Annotated in this window: 18 protein-coding genes, 1 tRNA gene and 1 pseudogene; 16 read left to right on the forward strand and 4 right to left on the reverse strand. The window is 25.9% G+C overall.

All coding sequences use genetic code 11. From position 1 onward, the window contains the following. The 9 genes from mnmG to atpC all read left to right on the forward strand — a co-directional run bounded on the left by mnmG (position 1) and on the right by atpC (position 8622). Positions 1-1869 (forward strand): tRNA uridine-5-carboxymethylaminomethyl(34) synthesis enzyme MnmG, encoded by a 1869-nt coding sequence (gene mnmG, locus RJT62_RS00005; protein ID WP_343153664.1) that lies wholly within the window; start codon positions 1-3, stop codon positions 1867-1869. Between the two features lie 193 nt (positions 1870-2062). Further along, positions 2063-2878, forward strand: coding sequence for a F0F1 ATP synthase subunit A (atpB, locus tag RJT62_RS00010; RefSeq protein WP_343153666.1), 816 nt, complete (start codon positions 2063-2065; stop codon positions 2876-2878). A 42-nt stretch (positions 2879-2920) separates the two neighbouring features. After that, the gene (atpE, locus tag RJT62_RS00015) at positions 2921-3160 is read left to right on the forward strand and encodes a F0F1 ATP synthase subunit C (RefSeq protein ID WP_343153668.1); all 240 of its coding nucleotides are present in this window, start codon (positions 2921-2923) and stop codon (positions 3158-3160) included. Between the two features lie 90 nt (positions 3161-3250). After that, entirely contained in the window at positions 3251-3730 is a 480-nt protein-coding gene (locus RJT62_RS00020; RefSeq protein ID WP_343153670.1) for a F0F1 ATP synthase subunit B, read from the forward strand. A 9-nt stretch (positions 3731-3739) separates the two neighbouring features. After that, positions 3740-4273 (forward strand): F0F1 ATP synthase subunit delta, encoded by a 534-nt coding sequence (locus RJT62_RS00025; protein ID WP_343153673.1) that lies wholly within the window; start codon positions 3740-3742, stop codon positions 4271-4273. Positions 4274-4298: 25 nt separating this feature from the next. Next, positions 4299-5846 carry a F0F1 ATP synthase subunit alpha gene (gene atpA, locus RJT62_RS00030; protein ID WP_343153675.1) on the forward strand — a complete coding sequence of 516 codons (1548 nt, stop codon included), beginning with the start codon at positions 4299-4301 and terminating at the stop codon, positions 5844-5846. A gap of 32 nt (positions 5847-5878) precedes the next feature. Further along, entirely contained in the window at positions 5879-6751 is an 873-nt protein-coding gene (atpG, locus tag RJT62_RS00035; protein WP_343153677.1) for a F0F1 ATP synthase subunit gamma, read from the forward strand. Between the two features lie 19 nt (positions 6752-6770). After that, positions 6771-8171, forward strand: coding sequence for a F0F1 ATP synthase subunit beta (atpD, locus tag RJT62_RS00040; RefSeq protein ID WP_343153679.1), 1401 nt, complete (start codon positions 6771-6773; stop codon positions 8169-8171). A 34-nt stretch (positions 8172-8205) separates the two neighbouring features. Then, the gene (gene atpC, locus RJT62_RS00045) at positions 8206-8622 is read left to right on the forward strand and encodes an ATP synthase F1 subunit epsilon (RefSeq protein WP_343153681.1); all 417 of its coding nucleotides are present in this window, start codon (positions 8206-8208) and stop codon (positions 8620-8622) included. A gap of 82 nt (positions 8623-8704) precedes the next feature. Here atpC and gyrB read toward each other — a convergent pair whose 3' ends face one another. The 3 genes and pseudogenes from gyrB to dnaA form a co-directional block, all read right to left on the reverse strand. Next, positions 8705-11149, reverse strand: a complete 2445-nt coding sequence (gyrB, locus tag RJT62_RS00050; RefSeq protein ID WP_343153682.1) for a DNA topoisomerase (ATP-hydrolyzing) subunit B — start codon at positions 11147-11149, stop codon at positions 8705-8707. A 114-nt stretch (positions 11150-11263) separates the two neighbouring features. After that, the gene (gene dnaN, locus RJT62_RS00055) at positions 11264-12376 is read right to left on the reverse strand and encodes a DNA polymerase III subunit beta (RefSeq protein ID WP_343153684.1); all 1113 of its coding nucleotides are present in this window, start codon (positions 12374-12376) and stop codon (positions 11264-11266) included. Next, positions 12373-13744, reverse strand: a pseudogene (gene dnaA, locus RJT62_RS00060) (chromosomal replication initiator protein DnaA). The gene dnaN and the pseudogene dnaA overlap by 4 nt, the downstream one beginning before the upstream one ends. A gap of 320 nt (positions 13745-14064) precedes the next feature. On the opposite strand from dnaA, the gene rpmH reads away from it, so the two are divergent. Genes rpmH through mnmE form a run of 5 tightly spaced genes read left to right on the forward strand, consistent with a single transcriptional unit; the run spans position 14065 to position 17786 of the window. Beyond that, positions 14065-14208, forward strand: coding sequence for a 50S ribosomal protein L34 (gene rpmH / locus RJT62_RS00065; RefSeq protein ID WP_343153687.1), 144 nt, complete (start codon positions 14065-14067; stop codon positions 14206-14208). Between the two features lie 35 nt (positions 14209-14243). Beyond that, positions 14244-14564: a ribonuclease P protein component gene (gene rnpA / locus RJT62_RS00070; RefSeq protein WP_343153689.1), complete on the forward strand. Its 321-nt coding sequence runs from the start codon at positions 14244-14246 to the stop codon at positions 14562-14564. Next, positions 14543-14815 (forward strand): membrane protein insertion efficiency factor YidD, encoded by a 273-nt coding sequence (yidD, locus tag RJT62_RS00075; protein WP_343153692.1) that lies wholly within the window; start codon positions 14543-14545, stop codon positions 14813-14815. The genes rnpA and yidD overlap by 22 nt, the downstream gene beginning before the upstream one ends. Continuing rightward, positions 14799-16388 carry a membrane protein insertase YidC gene (gene yidC / locus RJT62_RS00080; protein ID WP_343153694.1) on the forward strand — a complete coding sequence of 530 codons (1590 nt, stop codon included), beginning with the start codon at positions 14799-14801 and terminating at the stop codon, positions 16386-16388. Before yidD ends, yidC begins: the two co-directional genes overlap by 17 nt. A gap of 33 nt (positions 16389-16421) precedes the next feature. Then, the gene (gene mnmE / locus RJT62_RS00085) at positions 16422-17786 is read left to right on the forward strand and encodes a tRNA uridine-5-carboxymethylaminomethyl(34) synthesis GTPase MnmE (RefSeq protein WP_343153696.1); all 1365 of its coding nucleotides are present in this window, start codon (positions 16422-16424) and stop codon (positions 17784-17786) included. A gap of 89 nt (positions 17787-17875) precedes the next feature. Here mnmE and RJT62_RS00090 read toward each other — a convergent pair. Beyond that, positions 17876-17948 (reverse strand) — tRNA-Phe (locus tag RJT62_RS00090). Positions 17949-18191: 243 nt separating this feature from the next. Between RJT62_RS00090 and RJT62_RS00095 the strand changes: the two genes are divergently transcribed. Both RJT62_RS00095 and groL read left to right on the forward strand, forming a co-directional pair. Beyond that, positions 18192-18485, forward strand: coding sequence for a co-chaperone GroES (locus RJT62_RS00095; protein ID WP_343153697.1), 294 nt, complete (start codon positions 18192-18194; stop codon positions 18483-18485). Between the two features lie 51 nt (positions 18486-18536). Next, positions 18537-20183, forward strand: a complete 1647-nt coding sequence (groL, locus tag RJT62_RS00100; protein ID WP_343153699.1) for a chaperonin GroEL — start codon at positions 18537-18539, stop codon at positions 20181-20183. The last annotated feature ends 10 nt before the right edge of the window (positions 20184-20193 follow it).

Genomic DNA, 20193 nt, shown 5'->3' on the forward strand with positions numbered 1-20193 from the left:
TTGTTTTTAAAAAAATATGACGTTATTGTTATTGGCGGAGGACATGCAGGCACTGAAGCGTCTTCAGCTTCTGCTAGAATGGGTAGAAAAACTTTGTTAGTAACACAAAATAAAAATTCTATAGGATTTTTATCTTGTAATCCAGCTATTGGAGGTATTGGAAAAGGGCATTTAGTTAAAGAAATAGATGCTTTAGGTGGATTGATGGCGAAAATTTCCGATAGATCAGGAATTCAGTTTAGAATCCTTAATTCAAAAAAAGGCCCAGCTGTTCGTTCTACTCGAGCTCAGATAGATCGGAATTTATATGGAATAGAAACAAAAAAAATTTTGAAAAATCAAAAAAATTTATTTATTATGGAAGGTGAGGTAACTGATATTCTGATTAAAAATGAAATTGTTATTGGAATTAATGTAAATTTAAAAGATATTTTTTATGCTAAATCTGTTATTTTAACTACTGGGACATTTTTAGGTGGAAAAATTTTTGTAGGTGAAAAATATTCTGAAGGAGGAAGAATGAATTCTTTTTCTTCCAAATTTTTAAGCGATAAATTAAAAGAATTTTCTAAATTTCATGGCAGACTAAAAACAGGAACACCTCCTAGATTAGATTTAAAATCAATAAATCTTTCAAAATTACAGATTCAAAAAGGAGACATTCCAGTCCCTTTTTTTTCTTTCATAAATGAAAAAACTGAACATCCTCGGCAAATTTTATGTCACATTACACATACAAATGAAAAAACGCATTCTATAATTAGATCAAATATTTCAAAAAGTTCAATGTATAATGGATTGATTAAAGGAATAGGACCACAGTATTGTCCTTCAATAGAAGATAAAGTAGTGAAATTTGCTCATAGAACTAGTCATCAAATATTTTTAGAACCCGAGAGTTTATCAACAACTACTATTTATCCTAATGGAATTTCCACGAGCTTTCCCTTGTCCATTCAAAAAAAAATTGTTACTTCAATATATGGATTAGAAAAAGCAAAAATTTTAGTTCCTGGATATGCTGTCGAATATGATTTTTTTGATCCTAGAAATTTAAAGCTTACATTAGAAAGTAAAGTTATTAAAGGTCTATTTTTTGCAGGTCAAATAAATGGAACAACTGGATATGAAGAAGCTGCTTCTCAAGGTCTACTTGCAGGATTAAATGCAGCACTATATGCTGTTGATTTAGATGGTTGGTTTCCTAGAAGAGATCAAGCTTATTTAGGAGTTCTGGTAGATGATCTTTGTACTAAAGGTGTTACAGAACCTTACAGAATGTTTACTTCTCGAGCTGAATATAGATTGCTTTTAAGAGAAGATAATGCTGATATTAGATTAACAAAAATTGGAAAGAAATTAGGACTTATTGATTTAGTTCGATGGAAAAAGTACAATGAAAAAATGTTATTGATTGATTTTGAAAAAAATCGACTAAAAAATATAGTTATTAATTCGGATTCTAAAGAATCTGCTGATTTGGAGAAAATTTTAAATAAAAAATTAAAAAAAAATAGTACAGGAATAGATTTGCTAAAAAGACAAGAAATAAATTACGAGTTATTAACTTCATTAAAATATTTTTCTCCAAACATACAAAATAAAAAAGTTTCAGAACAAATTGAGATTCAATTGAAATATCAGGGCTATATTAAACGTCAACAAAAAGAAATTTCCAAACAATTATATTATGAAACAATGTCTTTACCAATAAATTTTGACTATAAAAAAATTCGTAGTCTTTCAAATGAAGTAATTGATAAATTAAATAGACGAAAACCAATGACTCTTGGACAAGCGTCTCGAATCTCTGGAATTACTCCTGCAGCAATATCTATTTTATTAATAAATTTTAAAAGGTATATATAATTTAAATAAGAAAATTATTAACTAGTAGTTTTATTTACAAATAGAAAAAATGTTTTTTTTTGTACATAAATATTTAAAGTTTAGTAAATTTATTTTTTTTTTTAAATACGTTTTGTTTAAATTTTTTCAAGAACAGAAAATTCAAAAAATATATATATTTAAAAAAATTTTTTTATAAGGTAAAAGTTTAAAAATGAATTTAGAAAAAATAATTACTCCTAAAGATTATATTTTGCATCATTTACATCATTTACAAATAGATATACGTACATTAAAATTAATTGATCCTAAAAATGTTCCTTCTGCTTGTTGGATAATGAACATTGATACAATATTTTTTTCATTTTTTTTAGGTTTATTTTTTTTAAGTATTTTTTATCAAGGTAGGAAAGATGCTAAAAAAGTACCAACTCGAATGCAAATTTTGATTGAATTTGTAGTTAATTTCGTTAATAAAAATATAAGTGATGTTTACTGTTTTAAAAATAAAATAGTAGCACCGTTATCTTTAACAGTTTTTGTTTGGGTTTTTTTAATGAATTTAATGGATTTAATTCCTGTTGATTTTTTTCCTTTTATAAGTAAATTATTTTTGGGAATTCCTAATTGTAGAATTGTACCTTCAGCAGATATCAATGTGACATTATCAATGTCATTTGGAATATTTTTGCTTGTAATTTTTTATAGTTTAAAAGAAAAAGGCGTAATTGGTTTTTCTAAAGAATTATTTATGCAACCTTTTAAACATCCTTTGTTTTTCTTATTGAATTTTATTTTAGAAAGTATTAGTTTACTTTCAAAACCTATTTCGTTAGCATTGCGGTTGTTTGGAAATATGTATGCAGGAGAAATAGTTTTTATTTTAATTTCAGCTTTAATTCCTTGGTGGTTTCAATGGTTTTTAAGCGTTCCTTGGGCTATTTTCCATATTTTAATAATTTTATTACAATCTTTCATTTTCATGGTTTTGACAATAGTATATTTGTCTATGGCTTTTAAAAAACATTAAAATTTTTTTTTAAGATTTAATCTTAACGTACAGGAGAAAAAAATGGAACATATAAACGTAGAAATATTATATTTTTCTGCAGCAATAATGATGGGTTTAGCTGCCATTGGAGCTGCAATAGGAATTGGAATACTTGGAGGAAAATTTCTAGAAGGAGCAGCTAGGCAGCCAGACTTAATTCCTTTGTTAAGAACACAATTTTTTGTTGTTATGGGTCTGGTAGATGCTATTCCAATGATTGCTGTAGGTATAGGACTATATTTATTATTTTCAGTAGCGTAAGAATCAATATTTAAAAAAATGATTTATTCGATTTGGAAAAAATTATGAGTTATAAAAAAAATAATTTTGGAAAATAAAGAGGAAAATAAAATGGACTTAAATGCAACGATTTTAGGTCAAACTATTTCATTTATTTTTTTTGTTTGGTTCTGTATGAAATACATATGGCCTCCAATTATTGAAACAATAGAAGAAAGAAAAAAAGAAATTCAAAATGGTTTAATATATTCAAAAGAAGCAAAAAAAAAGTTATTAGCAATTAAAGAAAACAAAAAAAAGAAAATTTTTCTTGCTCAAGAAAAGGCAAATATTATTTTGAAAAAAGCCAATGAAGAATATAGAAAAATTTTAGAATTTGCTAAAAAAAAAGCAGAAAAAGAAAAACAGAAAATTATTAAAGAAGCTTCTTTAACAATAGAAATAAAACAAAAAAAAATTTGCGAAGAATTAAAAAATAATGCAAGTACATTAGCTATTACTATAGCAGAAAAGATAATTAGGAAATCTATGAATGAATCTAAAAACAATATTTTCATAAAAAAATATATTTCAAATTTAAAAGGAGAGTAGAAATAATATATGGTTAATGGAGATACTATTTCTAGACCTTATGCAAAAGCAATTTTTGAATTTTCTGTTGAATCAAATCAAATTGATTATTGGGAAAAGAAATTGTTTTTTTTTTCAAAAGTATCGGAATCGAAAATAATAAAAAAGATTCTTTTAAGCGGATATTCATATAAGTATATAATAAAAGTATTTTCTATTGCTTGTGAAAAAAAATTGGGAAAAATTGAAAAAAAAATAATTTATTTATTAGCTATCAATAAACGGTTGATTTATTTAAAAAATATTTTTTCTTTTTTTTTAAAATATAAAAATCAACATAATAACATTATTAAAGTTGATTTAATTTCTCCTTTCAATTTATCTAATAGCAATATGAATAATATTTCGAATTTTCTTAAAAAAAAATTTTCTAAAAATATTACTTTAAATTTAATTGTAGATATCTCTATCATTGGAGGGATAATAATTAAAGTAGATGATCTTGTTATAGATAATTCTTTGCAAACGTATTTAAAGCAATTAAAACATATTTTACATGCTTAATTAATATTTAAGAGAAAAATAGTATATGGAATTGAATTCTACTGAAATCAGCGAATTAATTAAAAAAAGAATAACTAATTTTGAAATCAGCAATATCACTCAAAATGAAGGCACAATAATTTCTGTAAGTGATGGGATAATTCAAATTTATGGTTTATCTAATGTTATGCAAGGGGAGATGATAGAAATAGCCAATTGTCAATATGCCATAGCTTTGAATTTAGAAAGGGATACTGTTGGAGCAGTTGTATTAGGTAGTTATTTAGAAATTACTGAAGGAATGAAAGTTAAAAGCATAGGAAAATCATTAGAAGTGCCCGTAGGGGAAAATTTTTTAGGAAGAGTTGTTGATGCTTTGGGAAATCCGATAGATGGGAAAGGGAAAATTTCTTTTTCTTCTTTTTTACCTGTAGAAGCTAACGCACCAGGAGTAATCGATAGAGAATTTATCAATCAACCTATACAAACAGGATATAAGTCGATCGATACCATGGTTCCTATTGGACGTGGACAAAGAGAATTAATTATTGGAGATAGACAGACAGGAAAAACAACATTAGCTATAGATACGATAATTAATCAAAAAAAATCAGGTGTTAAATGTATTTATGTAGCGATAGGGCAAAAATTTTCAACAATAGTTAATGTTGTAAGTAAATTAAAAAAATATGATGTGTTAAAAAATACTATTATTGTGGTAGCTTCTGCTTCAGAATCTCCTGCCCTACAATATTTATCACCTTATTCAGGATGTGCAATGGGTGAATATTTTAGAAACAAAGGAGAAGATGCATTAATAATTTACGATGATCTTTCAAAACATGCTGTTGCTTATCGTCAAATTTCTTTGTTATTAAAACGTCCTCCAGGTAGAGAAGCATTTCCAGGAGATATATTTTATTTGCATTCAAGATTATTAGAAAGATCTGCTAGAGTTAATATTAATTTTGTAAAAAAAATGACTTTAGGAAAAGTTAAAGATAAAACAGGATCTTTAACTGCTTTACCAATTATTGAAACTCAAGCAGGAGATGTTTCTTCTTTCGTTCCTACTAATGTAATTTCTATTACAGATGGACAAATATTTTTAGAAACTAATTTATTTAATAACGGTATTAGACCAGCGGTAGATCCAGGTATATCTGTTTCTCGTGTTGGAGGTTCTGCTCAAACGGAAATTATAAAAAAATTATCTTCTGGAATAAGAACTTCATTAGCTCAATATAGAGAGTTATCTTCTTTTTCGCAATTTTCTTCGGATTTAGATGAAATAACTCGAAATCAATTAATATATGGACAAAAATTAACAGAATTATTGAAACAGGATCAACATAATCCAATGTCAATTGCTGAACAATCTTTAATTATTTTTTCAGCGGAATTTCATTATTTTGATGATATTTCATTAGAAAAAATTTCTTCTTTTGAAAAATCTTTATTAGATTATTTTAATAAATTTCATTTTAAATTAATTGTTGAAATTAATAAGACTGGAATTTACAACGAAAAAATAAAAAATATGTTCATAGATATAATACAAAACTATAAATGCAAAAGGATTGATTTATCTTAGGTAAGCACAATATTATTAGTAGAGATTATTAAATGGCTTGTAAAAACGAAATACGTCAAAAAATAGATAGTATTAAGAATACTAAAAAAATTACTCAGGCTATGCAAATGGTTTCTTTTGCTAAAATGAAAAAATCTAAAGAAAAAATGTACGCTAGCAGACCATATTTACGAATTTTATCTCAAATTATAAATAATATTTTAGAAAGTTCTTTAGAATATCAGCATTCATATTTTAGTGATAGAAAAACCAGAAATATTGGATGGATTATCGTATCTACTGATAGAGGTTTGTGTGGGAGTTTAAATACTAATTTATTCAAAAAAATTTTAATTAAAATGAAAAAGTATTCTGACAGGAAAATTTTTTCTAATATTTGTATATTTGGATCTAAAGCGCTTTCTTTTTTTAAATTTTTCAACGAAAAAATAATCTCAAAAATTATAAATTTAGAAGAGAAATCTATAAATGTTCAATTTATTGAACCTCTTAAAAGAATGTTGCAAGAATATCAAGAAGGTAAAATAGATAAGCTTTATTTAGCTTTTAACTTATTTAAAAATAGTATGTTTCAAATTCCTACTGTACTTAAATTGTTACCCTTAAATTTTAAAAAAAATAATAATCAAAAAATAAGCAAATGGGATTATTTATATGAACCAGATCCTATGTTTTTATTAAATATATTATTAGATAGATATATTGAATTTCAAGTGTATCAAGCTATATTAGAAAATATAGCTAGTGAGCAAGCAGCTAGAATGCTAGCGATGAAAACAGCTACAGAAAATAGCGATGATTTGATCAATGAATTGCAATTATTATATAACAAAGTTCGTCAAAGTAGTATTACACAGGAATTAACTGAAATTATTTCTGGAGCTTCTTCAGTTTCATTAAATTAAAAAAGTTAGAGATCTAACGATGACTATTGGAAAAATTATTCAAATTATAGGTGCTGTAGTTGATGTAGAATTTTTACATAATGAAACTCCTAAAATCTATCATGCTTTAGAAGTAAAAAATAATAATAATATTTTGGTATTAGAAGTTCAACAACAGTTAGGAGGGGGAGTTGTTAGAACTATTGCAATGGGGAATTCGAATGGGTTAAAGAGAGGTGCTTTAGTTAAAAATTTAAAGCATTATATTAGAGTACCTGTAGGAAAATTAACTTTAGGAAGAATACTAAATGTCTTAGGAGAACCTATAGATGAACAGGGGCCTTTGAATAAAAATAAAGATGATTTTGTAGAATATTGGGATATTCATCGAATGCCTCCTTCTTATGTAGAACAATTAAATTCTAAGGAAATATTAGAAACAGGAATTAAAGTTATTGATTTAATATGTCCTTTTGCTAAAGGAGGTAAAGTTGGGTTATTTGGAGGTGCAGGAGTTGGAAAAACTGTAAATATGATGGAGTTAATTCGAAATATTGCTATAGAACATTCTGGATATTCAGTGTTTACAGGTGTAGGAGAAAGAACCAGGGAAGGTAATGATTTTTACAATGAAATGAAAGAATCTAAGGTTTTAAACAAAGTGTCTTTAGTTTATGGTCAAATGAATGAGCCACCTGGAAATAGATTAAGAGTTGCTTTTACGGGATTAACATTAGCTGAAAAGTTTAGAGATGAAGGAAAAGATGTATTATTGTTCATAGATAATATTTATAGATATACCTTAGCAGGTACCGAAGTATCGGCTTTATTAGGAAGAATTCCATCAGCTGTCGGATATCAACCAACATTATCTGAAGAAATGGGAAAATTACAAGAACGAATTACGTCAACAAAAAAAGGTTCTATTACATCGGTTCAAGCTATCTATATTCCCGCAGATGATCTCACAGATCCTTCTCCAGCTATTACATTTTCGCATTTAGATTCTACGATTACGTTAAGTCGACAAATAGCTTCTTTAGGAATATATCCTGCTGTTGATCCACTAAATTCAACTAGTCGTCAATTAGATCCTAATATAGTAGGAAAAGAACATTATAATGTTGCTCGTTCTGTTCAAAAAATGTTACAAAGATATCAAGAATTAAAGGATATAATTTCTATTCTTGGAATGGATGAATTGTCAGAAGAAGACAAACTTTTAGTAACAAGAGCAAGAAAAATTCAAAGATTTTTATCGCAACCTTTCTTTGTAGCTGAAATTTTTACTGGATTTTCTGGAAAATATGTTTCTTTGAAAGAGAATATTTTAGGATTTAAAGAAATAATAGAAGGTAAATATGATCATATTCCTGAGCAAGCTTTTTATATGGTAGGATCCATTAAAGAAGTACTTAATAAAGCAAAAAAATTTAAATAATTTTTTTAAAAAAAATAATTTTTGGATTTTTATCATGGATTGTCAATTAGAAGTAGTAAATATTAAAAAAATAGTTTTTTCTGGATTTATTAAAAAAGTTAAAGTTTGTGGAATAGAGGGAAATTTATGCATTTATCCTAATCATGCTCAACTATTAACTTTTATAAAACCAGGTTTATTATCAATCACTGATATAGATAACAAGATAGAAAATTTATACATATCAGGTGGAATTTTAGAAATTCAACCAAAAAAAATATCAATTTTAGCAGATTCTATTATTCGAGCTGTTGATTTAGATCGTCAAAATATATTAAAAAATAAAGAAAGATTGGAAAGAAATATTAATTTTAGTGAGAATATAAAGAAACAATCAAAAATTATAAAAAAATTGTCAAAAGAAATAGCAAAATTAAAAATAATTGAAATGATGGAGAAATCTAATTTATAAAATTTAATTGATATATTTATCGGCAGGTTTTTCCCTGCCGTATTATAAAAAATATATTTTTTAAAAGATGAAAAAATTGAGTTTAAAAATCCACTTTATTAGCATACATAGCATTTTGTTCTATAAAATTTCTTCTCGGTTCAACTGAATCTCCCATAAGAGTATTGAATGTTAAATTTGCTTTTTCAGAATCATTTATTAAAATTTTGGACATATTTCTTGTTTTAGGATTCATAGTTGTATTCCATAGCTGTTCAGGATTCATTTCTCCTAATCCTTTATATCGCTGTACAAACATACGTTGTTTATTTTTTAAAAGTAAAAATTTCCAGTTCTTTTCAAAGTTTGAAAAAAAATACTTTTCTTTTTCTTTTAAAATATAGCTTTTTCTTTTAATTAAAGAGTTAAAAATCTTTCCTAAATTACTAATATTTTGATATTCATAGTTTTTAAAAAAATCTTCTTCAAGAGTGAAATCAAAAGAATTTTCTTTTAAACTATATTTAACTGTTAGAAAAAAATTTTTTATTTTTGATTGAGCATTGAATTCTATCAAAGAATATTTTTCTTTTAAATTTTTATTTAATTTTTTTATTAAATTAGAAATCCAGATTTTAATATTTTTTTTGTTTTTAAAATCAGATAAAATTGGATGATAAATTAACTCATTTAAAAAATTTTTAGGATATTTATCTTGAATTTTTTTAATAGATTCTTTAACTTGATAGTATAAAAGAATTATTTTTTTTAAAGTTTTAAAGCTTGATAGATTTTTTTTGTAAATTAAGGTATTTTTTTTATTATTTTTTATTTTTTCTTGTGTAAATAATTCCATATCTTTTAAAGTTGTTAGTATTTGGTAATTGAACATTTCTTCTTCATCTTTTATGTAAGATTCTTTTTTTCCTTTTATAATCCTATATAGGGGAGGTTGAGCGATATATAAATGTCCTCTAGTAATTAATTCAGGCATTTGACGAAAAAAGAAGGTCAATAATAAAGTACGAATATGAGAACCGTCAACATCTGCGTCTGTCATTATGATGATTCTGTGATATCTTAGTTTATCAGGATTAAATTCGTTTTTTCCTATTCCACATCCCAAAGCAGTGATAATAGTAGCTATTTCTTGAGAAGCGAGCATTTTGTCAAATCTAGCTTTTTCAACATTTAATATTTTTCCTTTTAATGGTAAAATAGCTTGGTTTTTTCTGTTTCTACCTTGTTTTGCTGACCCCCCTGCTGAATCGCCTTCGACTAGGTAAATTTCAGATAAAGAAGGATCTCTTTCTTGACAATCTGCTAATTTTCCTGGCAAATCAGCAATTTCTAAAGCACCTTTTCTTCGAGTCATTTCCCTTGCTCGTTTTGCGGCGTTTCTTGCTCTTGCAGCATCTATTATTTTGTTTACTATTGATTTTGAATCAATAGGATTTTCTAATAAGTATTCTATTAAGTGTTCATTCATTAACGATTCTACAACTGATTTTACTTCTGAGGAAACCAATTTATTTTTTGTTTGAGAAGAAAATTTTGGATCTGGAACTTTAACTGAAATAATAGCCATTAGTCCTTCTCTAACATCTTCTCCTGTAGTATGAATTTTACTTTTTTTTACGTATCCTTCTTTATCTATGTACGAGTTTAAGGTTCTTGTGATAGCTGCACGAAATCCAGCTAAATGAGTACCTCCTTCTTGTTGAGGAATATTATTGGTAAAACAATATATATTTTCTTTTATTCCGTTATTCCATTGCATGGCAACTTCTAAAATAATTTTTTCCTTTTCCGAAGAAAAGTAAAATATTTTTTGATGTATTGGTTTTTTGGAAAAATTTAGCAGTTTAATAAAAGCTTTTATTCCACCTTTGTATTGATATAAATCTTTAATATTTTTTCGATTATCATTTAAAACTATCGTAATTCCTGAATTCAAAAAAGAAAGTTCTTGCAATCGTTTAGATAGAATTTCATATTTAAAAATAATAATATTGCTAAATATTTTGTGACTTGGCCAAAATCTAATACAAGTTCCACTATCTTTAGTTTTACCTACAGAAATTAATTTTTTTATAGGTATACCATTAGAATATGTTTGTTTATAAATTTTTTTATTTCTGTAAATTGTTAGTTCTAGTTTTTCCGAAAGTGCATTTACTACAGATATTCCTACTCCATGTAATCCCCCTGAGATTTTATATGAATAACTATCAAATTTACCCCCTGCATGTAACATCGTCATAATAACTTCTGCAGCTGAAATTTTTTCTTCAGGATGAATATCTACTGGAATTCCCCTTCCATCATCTTTAATTGAAACAGAGTTATCTGAATGAATAGTAACTATAATTTTTTTACAGTAACCAGCGAGAGCTTCATCTATAGCGTTGTCTACAGCTTCAAAAACCATATGATGAAGCCCTGTTCCATCATCTGTATTACCAATGTACATACCTGGTCTTTTTTTAACGGCATCTAAACCCTTTAAGATTTTAATGTTTGACGAATCGTAATTATTTTTTTTCATTAATTTTCCTCATAAATTTAATAGATATAGAACTTCTTTTATAAAAAACATAAATTATGAGAAGTTATACAGGATGATTTTAAATTAATTTAAAGATTCATAATTATATAAATTTCATAATCGTAATGGCATTATTATATAGTGAATTGAAAACTCATCTTTTTCTTTAATTTGAAGATTGGTGACTGGATTAGCAAATAGAAGAAAAATATATTTTTTTTGTATAACATTTAAAATATCTAACAAAAAATTTATATTAATAGAAATTTTTATGTTATCTGATTGATAATCAGTATTAATTTCAGTTTTTGCTGATTCATCTTCTTGATTACTGGTTGTTAGTTTTATTTTTCCTGCTGAAATGTATAGAGTTACATTATAAAGTTTTTCATGAGAAAGAATAGAAACTCTTGATAATGCTTCTTTTAATGAGAAAACATTAACTTTTACTTTATTTTTATTTTTCTTAAATAGTACATTTTTATAATTTGGGAAATCTCCTTCGACTGTTTTCGTTATAAATATAGTATCTTCTAATTTCATCAAAATATTTTTTTTTCCAATAAAAATTTTTAGATTTGATTCTATATCATTAAGTAATCGTATTAATTCAATTATTCCCTTTCTAGGAATTATTTTTGAAAAATTTATAGATTCAGGTAATTTTTCTATAATAAAACTTGAAGCAATTGCCATACGATAACCATCGGTAGCTATTGTTTCGATTACTTTTTCATTAACTTTTAATAAAATTCCATTTAGATAATATCTAATATCTTGATTTCCCATACTAAAATAAATATGCAATAACATTTTTTTAAATATTTTTTTAGAAATTAATATTTTTGAAGTACATTTAAAACTTAAAATTTTTGGAAAATTTTTTGTTGATGCGGTAGATAATATAAAAGAGCAATCATTAGTAACAATGTACATTTTTTCTTTAAACAAAGAAAAAGTAATTAAAGTTTCTTTTGAAATTTTTCGGCAAATGTTTAATATTTTTTTTCCTGAAATAAGTATTTCTCCTTTTTTAAAAATTTTAACTTTGTTAATTTTAATTGTAATTTCAATTTCTAAATTAGTTGCTGTTAATGAAAGAATATTTTTTTCGTTAATACTAATTAAAATATTTGAAATGATTGGAAAAGACATATTTTTAGTTAATATTCCATTTATTTTTTGTAACGGTATGATTAAATTTTTTTGGTTTATAGAAAATTTCATAGTTCTGATGAAGATAAAAGTTTTATTAAGTTAGAATAGTCTTCCTTTATAGAATTTGTATTTTTTTGAAGTTGATATATTTTTCGACAAGCATGTAATACGGTGGTATGATCTCTTCCACCAAATGCTTCTCCAATTTCAGGAAGACTGTGATTAGTTAATTTTTTAGCAATTATCATTGCCATCTGTCTCGGTCTAGTTATTGATCTAGAACGCTTTCGAGAGAAAATATCAGATATTTTTATTTTATAATACTTAGCAACTGTTTTTTGAATATTTTCTATAGTGATAACTTTTTTTTGTAGTGATAAAAGATGTTTTAAGGCATCTTTAGCAAATTCAACTGTAATTTTTTTGTTGCTAAAATTAGCATTAACAATAATTGTATTTAAGGCTCCTTCTAATTCTCTAATATTAGTTTTTAATTTTTTAGCTATAAAAAAAGCTACTTCATTTGGTAAATAAATATTTTTTTCTTCAGCTTTTTGCATAAGAATTGCCACTCTTGTTTCTAATTCTGGTGGTTCAATCAAAATTGTTAAACCCCAACTAAATCTTGATTTTAATCTATCTTCAACTCCATTAATTTCTTTAGGGTAACGATCTGAAGTTAATATAATTTGTTGATTTTTATCAAAAAGAGCATTGAAAGTATGGAAAAGTTCTTCTTGAGAACGTTCTTTATTAGCAAAAAATTGAATATCGTCTATTAATAAAGTGTTAACAGAACGATAATATGCTTTGAATGTTTCTATTTCGTTATTTTTTAAAGCTTTAACCATATTTTGAACAAAAGATTCGGAGTGCATATAAATTACTTTAGCATCGCAAGTTGTATTTATAATCCTATTTCCAACTGCATGTAAAAGATGAGTTTTTCCTAATCCTGTTTTTCCATATAAAAAAAGGGGATTATAAGATTTTCCTGGGTTTTTGGCAATTTGAAATGCTGCTGCTCTTGCTAATTGGTTAGATTTTCCTTCTATAAAATTTTTAAAATTATATTTAGTATTAATTTTACAAGTTTTTAAAAAAGAATGAAAAGAGGAATAAATATCCCATTTTTTATGGAAAAAAAAGTTTTCTTCTTTATTTATTTTTTTTTTTTAATGTTATTGTAACGTTTTTTGGAGTTATCTTGAAGTTTAATATAGGAGAATTGCTTTTAGAAAAATTATTTAATAGTTGATACAAAACTTTTAGATATTTATCTTTTACCCAATCTAATACGAATTTGTTAGGAGCATAAAGTTCCAGAATATTATTTTTTAATTTAGCTTTTAAAGGACGTATCCACATACTAAATTCTGTAGGAGATAATTCATTCTGTAATTGAGTAAGGCATTTTTTCCAGATTAAAAGAGACATAAAGTAAGTTACTCGTATATAAAATAAAATAGAAAGGTTTAAATATTAAAAAACATTTTTGAAAATTTTTTTATGAATAAAAATATTTTATGTTTTAAAAAAGTTGATTTTTTCATCTTGTATAAAAAGAAATACATAGATGATTAATATCGTTAAGTTGTTTATTTTCATAATAAATATATTTTTACAATTAATTAATTTAAAAATTGTTAAAAGATAATTGACTCTATATTTTAGAATTATTATTCTTTATATATGAAGTTGGGTTTTTAACCTATAGTATATACAATTATATTTATAATTTTAAAAAAGGATTAATTATGAAAAGAACTTTTCAGCCTTCTGTAATTAAGCGAAATAGATCTCATGGTTTTCGTTTTAGAATGAGTACAAAAAATGGACGTCATATTTTATCTCGTAGACGATCTAAGTTAAGAACTCGTTTAACTATTTCTTCAAAATAAAAAAACAAGTGACTAAGTATTTTTTCAACAAAGAAATGAAGTTATTAAATTCGTTTCAATTTAAAAATGTTTTTCGAAAACCTTTTTATAGAGTTGAGATTTCAAAAATAACGGTATTTAGTTGTTTAAATTTTTTAATAGTTCCTAGGTTAGGAATTAGTATAGCACGGAAACAAATAAAATTATCTCATGAAAGAATTAGAATTAAAAGATTGGTTAGAGAAACGTTTCGTATGTCACAACATAAATTAGTAAAAATGGATTTTGTCGTTGTAGTAAAAAAAGAAGTTATGTTTTTAAAAAATGATCTATTAAATAAAATTTTAAGGAATTTATGGTATCGTCATTATCAATAATTTCTAGGATCTTGATATATATCATATATTTTTACCAACATTTTGTTAGTAGTTTGATGTTTCCATCATGTCGATTTTATCCAACTTGTTCAGAGTATGCGAAAATTGCAATATATCGATTTGGATTAATTAAATCTATTTTTTTAATTATAAAAAGAATTTTAAAATGTCATCCTTTTCATGTTGGTGGTTTTGATAGAGTTCCAATTTATCATAAGGAAGTAAAAAAAAATCATGGATCTAAAACGTAATTTTTTTGTGTTTTTATTTTTTATTTTTTCATTTTTTGTTTGGAAAGAATATAAGAAAGAAACTTTTACACAATTAGATATGAGTAAAGAAAAAACAAATGTTTCTAATTTAATTGAATATAGAAATAGTTTTTCTAAAAACATCTTAGTTAAAACAGATGTTTTATCTTTAAAAATTAATATGAGAGGAGGAGATATAATTGAAGCTAATCTGAACAATTATAAAAAAGATTTAAATTCTAAAAAACCAGTTCGATTGTTAGATACTAAACCATCATTTTTATATCATGCTAAAAGTGGCTTAATAGGGAAAGATGGATCTGATAATTTTTATTATAATAAAAGACCTATATATCAAACAAATAAAACTTTTTTTCAATTAAAAAAGAATGAAAAAGTACTAAAAGTACCAATGTGGTGGTTTTCAAAAAAAAATATTTTATACAAAAAAACTTTTATATTTAAAAAAGGACAATATGATATTTATGTCGAATATGATGTTTCAAATTTAAGTAAAAAGAAGTTAGAAGTGCAGTTGTTAAATGAATTACAGCAAAATGCAAATGAACTTAAAATTCAGAAAAGTAAGTATAAACATAATTTTATGCTTCATACTTTTAGAGGTAGTGCTTATTCTTCAATTCAAAATAGATTTAAAAAACATAAATTCGAAGATATAGATAATAATAAGCAGATAAAAATAAGTACTAAAAATGGATGGATAGCTATGGTTCAGCAGTATTTCAGCACTGCTTGGATTCCTAAAGAGAAAAATATTATTAATTATATTTACACTTCTAAATCAGAAAGAAATTTAGTTAATATAGCTTACATTTCAAAAAAAATATTTATTAATCCAAACTCTCATAAGAAAATTAGATCTGTATTGTGGATCGGTCCAAAAATTCAAGAAAAAATGAAATTAGTTGCACCTAATTTGGATTTAACAGTAGATTACGGTTGGTTATGGTTTATTTCTCAACCATTATTTAAATTATTGAAATATATATATCAGTTAGTTGGAAATTGGGGTTTTTCTATTGTATTAATCACTTTAATTATTAAATTGTTGATGTATCCTTTAACTCGAGCCCAATATAAATCTATGATTAAAATGAAAAGTTTTCAACCTAAAATTGATATGATAAAAGAAAAATTTAATGATGATAAAAAGAGATTAAGTCAAGAAATTATGATGTTATATCAAAAAGAGAAGATTAATCCTTTTGGAGGATGTTTACCAGTTTTGATACAAATGCCAATTTTTTTAGGTTTATATTATATGTTAATGTCTTCTATAGAATTAAGACATGCACCTTTTTTATTATGGATAGTTGATCTATCTTCTTATGACCCTTATTACATTTTACCAATATTGATGGGTTTATCAATGTTTTTAATTCAAAAAACATCTTTGAATGATATTTCAGATCCAATTCAGAAAAAAGTAATGTATTTTTTACCCTTTATATTTGTTTTCTTTTTTTTATGGTTTCCATCAGGATTGGTTCTTTATTACATTTCTAGTAATTTGATCACTGTAATTCAACAAAAGTTTACTTTTAAAAATTAATTTTAAGAAATATGTTTCAAGAGAAAATTTTATATGTTTATAGAAGATGATACCATTGTTTCACAAATTACTCCAAGAGGCACATCGGCAGTTGGGATTATACGTGTTTCTGGAATCAAAACAAAAAGCATAATTTTAAAGGTGTTAAAAAGAGAAATTAAGCCTAGATATGTTTATCATTTAGATTTTTTTGGAGAAAAAAATGTTATTTTAGATAGTGGTGTAGCAATATGGTTTTTGGGACCAAGTTCATTTACAGGAGAAGATGTATTGGAGTTACAGGGTCATGGAAATCAGATAATATTAAACTCTATTGTTCAAAGAATACTTTCGATAAAAGGAGTTAGAATAGCAGAACCTGGTGAATTCTCTAAAAGAGCATTTTTAAATGGTAAAATTGATTTAATTCAAGCTGAGGCAATTTCAGATTTAATTAGTTCTAATTCTCAATATGCTATTCAAGCATCATTAAATTCTTTGAAAGGCATTTTTTCAAAATATCTTCAAAAAGTATTAAAGTTGATATTAGAATTATGTGTTCATATAGAAACAGAAATTAATTTTTCTGAAGAAGAAAATATAATTTTTGATTCAAAAATTGATTCTAAATTAAAAGATATATCTTTAAATTTTTTAAAGTTTGATAAATTTTCTTTAAAAAATAACTTTGACAGAGAAGGAATAAGGGTAGTGATAGCTGGTCATCCAAATGCCGGAAAATCTAGTCTATTTAATTTGTTAACTCTTCGGGATCGATCTATAGTAACTAATATTAAAGGGACTACCAGAGACGTAGTATATGAAAATATATTGATAAAAGGAACAAATATTAAACTTGTTGATACAGCTGGAATTCACAATACTAGAAACAAAATTGAAAAAATTGGTATCAAAAAAGCATGGGAAGAAATTAAATTAGCAGAACACATATTTTTTGTTATAGATGCAAGTTTGGAAATAAAAAAACAAAAAAAATATTTTAAAAATTTTATCTCCTTTTTTTCAAAAAGCACTAAAAATATTTCTATAATTTTAAATAAAATTGATCTTGTTAAAAATGAACAGAATTTCTTTGCTTTTAAAAATTTTAAAATATTAAAAATATCGGTTAAAAAAGAAATAGGTATAGAATCTATTTGGAAAATATTTAAAGAAAATATTTTTTTTAACGAAAATATTGAAAATAAATTTTTAGCTCGTTCACGTCATTTAGATGCTTTAGAAAAAGCTAATAAACAACTTTTGTTAGGAATTAAAAATTGGAAAAGAAAAAAAAACATTGAACTGTTAGCAGAAGATTTAAAATTAATTCAAAACACATTAAACAAAATTACTGGAAATGTGACATCTGATGATGTTTTAAAAAAAATATTTTCTGATTTTTGTATTGGAAAATAATTTTTTTAAAAAAGTAAAATGTTTTTAAAATTTATTAATTATCAAAACACTTCTTATTTCAAAGAATTAATAATAGTAATCTTTAGATTTGCCCGAAGGCGGAATTGAACCACCGACACGGGGATTTTCAGTCCCCTGCTCTACCGACTGAGCTATTCGGGCTATCCTCTCTATTTAAGCATTATTTAGATGCTGATGTCAAATTTTTTATTTATAGTTAATTTATTACTAGATGTCATTTAGAATAAGATTTAAAAATGTTAAAAAATATTTTAAAATAAACGTCAATATCCCCCTTGAAAGTTTACTTATTCATCCCTATATCAAATATAGGAAACTTATTAAAAATTTTAATTTTTTTATTAAAAGTTAATTTTTTAAAATTTTGAAGGAGAAGTTAAAGAAATGAAAATTCGTCCATTACATGATCGTGTAATAATAAAACGAAATGAAGTTGAAACAAAATCAGCGGGTGGAATCGTTTTAACTGGTTCTGCAGCCGGAAAATCTACTAGAGGGACTATCACTGCTGTAGGTAATGGAAGAGTGTTAGAAAATGGAAAAATTAAACCTTTAGATGTAAAGGTAGGTGATGTTGTAATTTTTAATGAAGGATATGGAGCAAAAACTGAGAAAATCGATAATACGGAATTATTAATTTTGACAGAAAGTGATATTTTAGCAGTTGTTGAAGAGTAAAATTAACCAGAGTATTTACTGATAAAACACTTTACTTGAGGGAAATTTCTAATGGCAGCTAAAGATGTACGATTTGGTAACGAAGCTAGAGTAAAAATGCTTCGCGGAGTCAATGTATTAGCAGATGCAGTAAAAGTAACGTTGGGACCAAAGGGTAGAAATGTAGTTTTGGATAAATCTTTTGGAGCACCTAGTATAACTAAAGATGGTGTTTCTGTTGCTCGAGAAATTGAATTAGAAGATAAATTCGAAAACATGGGCGCTCAGATGGTAAAAGAAGTAGCTTCAAAGGCTAATGATGTAGCAGGCGATGGTACAACAACAGCAACTTTATTAGCTCAAGCAATAGTTAATGAAGGTTTAAAGGCTGTTGCAGCTGGAATGAATCCTATGGATTTAAAAAGAGGAATTGATAAAGCGGTCATTAGTGCTGTTCATGAACTAAAAAAAATGTCAGTACCTTGTTCCGATGCTAAAGCGATTACTCAAGTAGGGACAATTTCAGCTAATGCGGATGAAAAAGTTGGTTCATTAATTTCTGATGCTATGGAAAAAGTAGGTAATGACGGTGTAATCACTGTAGAAGAAGGAACAGGATTACAAGACGAACTAGAAGTAGTAAAAGGAATGCAATTTGATCGAGGATATTTATCTCCTTATTTTATAAATAAGACTGAAACAGGAATAGTAGAATTAGATAATCCTTATATTTTAATGGCAGACAAAAAAATATCTAATATCAGAGAATTGTTACCTTTGTTAGAAGCTGTAGCTAAATCTGGAAAACCAATGTTAATTATTTCCGAAGATTTAGAAGGAGAAGCATTAGCTACATTAGTGGTAAATTCGATGAGAGGAATTGTAAAAGTTGCTGCTGTTAAGGCTCCTGGTTTTGGTGATCGAAGAAAATCCATGTTGCAGGATATTGCAATATTAACAGGTGGAACAGTAATATCTGAAGAATTAGCAATGGATTTGGAAAAATCAAGTTTAGAAGATTTAGGTCAAGCTAAACGAGTAGTTATTAGCAAAGATACTACTACGATTATAGGCGGTATTGGTAAAAAAGAATCAATAAAAAATAGAATTAATCAAATTAGACAAGAAATTTTTGAATCTACTTCTGATTATGATAAAGAAAAATTAAATGAAAGATTAGCTAAATTATCAGGTGGTGTTGCAGTATTGAAAGTAGGCGCAGCAACAGAAGTTGAAATGAAAGAGAAAAAAGCACGTGTAGAAGATGCTTTACATGCTACTAGAGCAGCTGTAGAAGAAGGAGTTGTTGCAGGTGGAGGGGTAGCATTAGTAAGAGTTGCAGAAAAGATTTCTGGAATGTTAGGTCAAAATGAAGATCAAAATGTAGGGATTAGAGTTGCTTTAAGAGCTATGGAAGCTCCATTGCGTCAAATTGTTTCTAATTCAGGAGAAGAACCATCTGTTGTAACAAATAATGTAAAAGATGGAAAAGGAAATTATGGATATAATGCAGCAACAGATGAATATGGTGATATGATTCAATTTGGAATATTAGATCCAACAAAAGTAACTCGTTCAGCATTACAATATGCTTCTTCAGTAGCTGGTTTAATGATTACTACAGAATGTATGGTAACTGATTTACCAAAAGAAGAAAAATCTGATTTAGGTGGTGGAGCACCTGCAGGTGGAATGGGTGGTATGGGCGGAATGATGTAATTTTTCGAAT

Origin of the sequence: Buchnera aphidicola (Mindarus keteleerifoliae) (assembly GCF_039392895.1) — a bacterium.
GTDB lineage: Bacteria > Pseudomonadota > Gammaproteobacteria > Enterobacterales > Enterobacteriaceae > Buchnera_A > Buchnera_A aphidicola_A.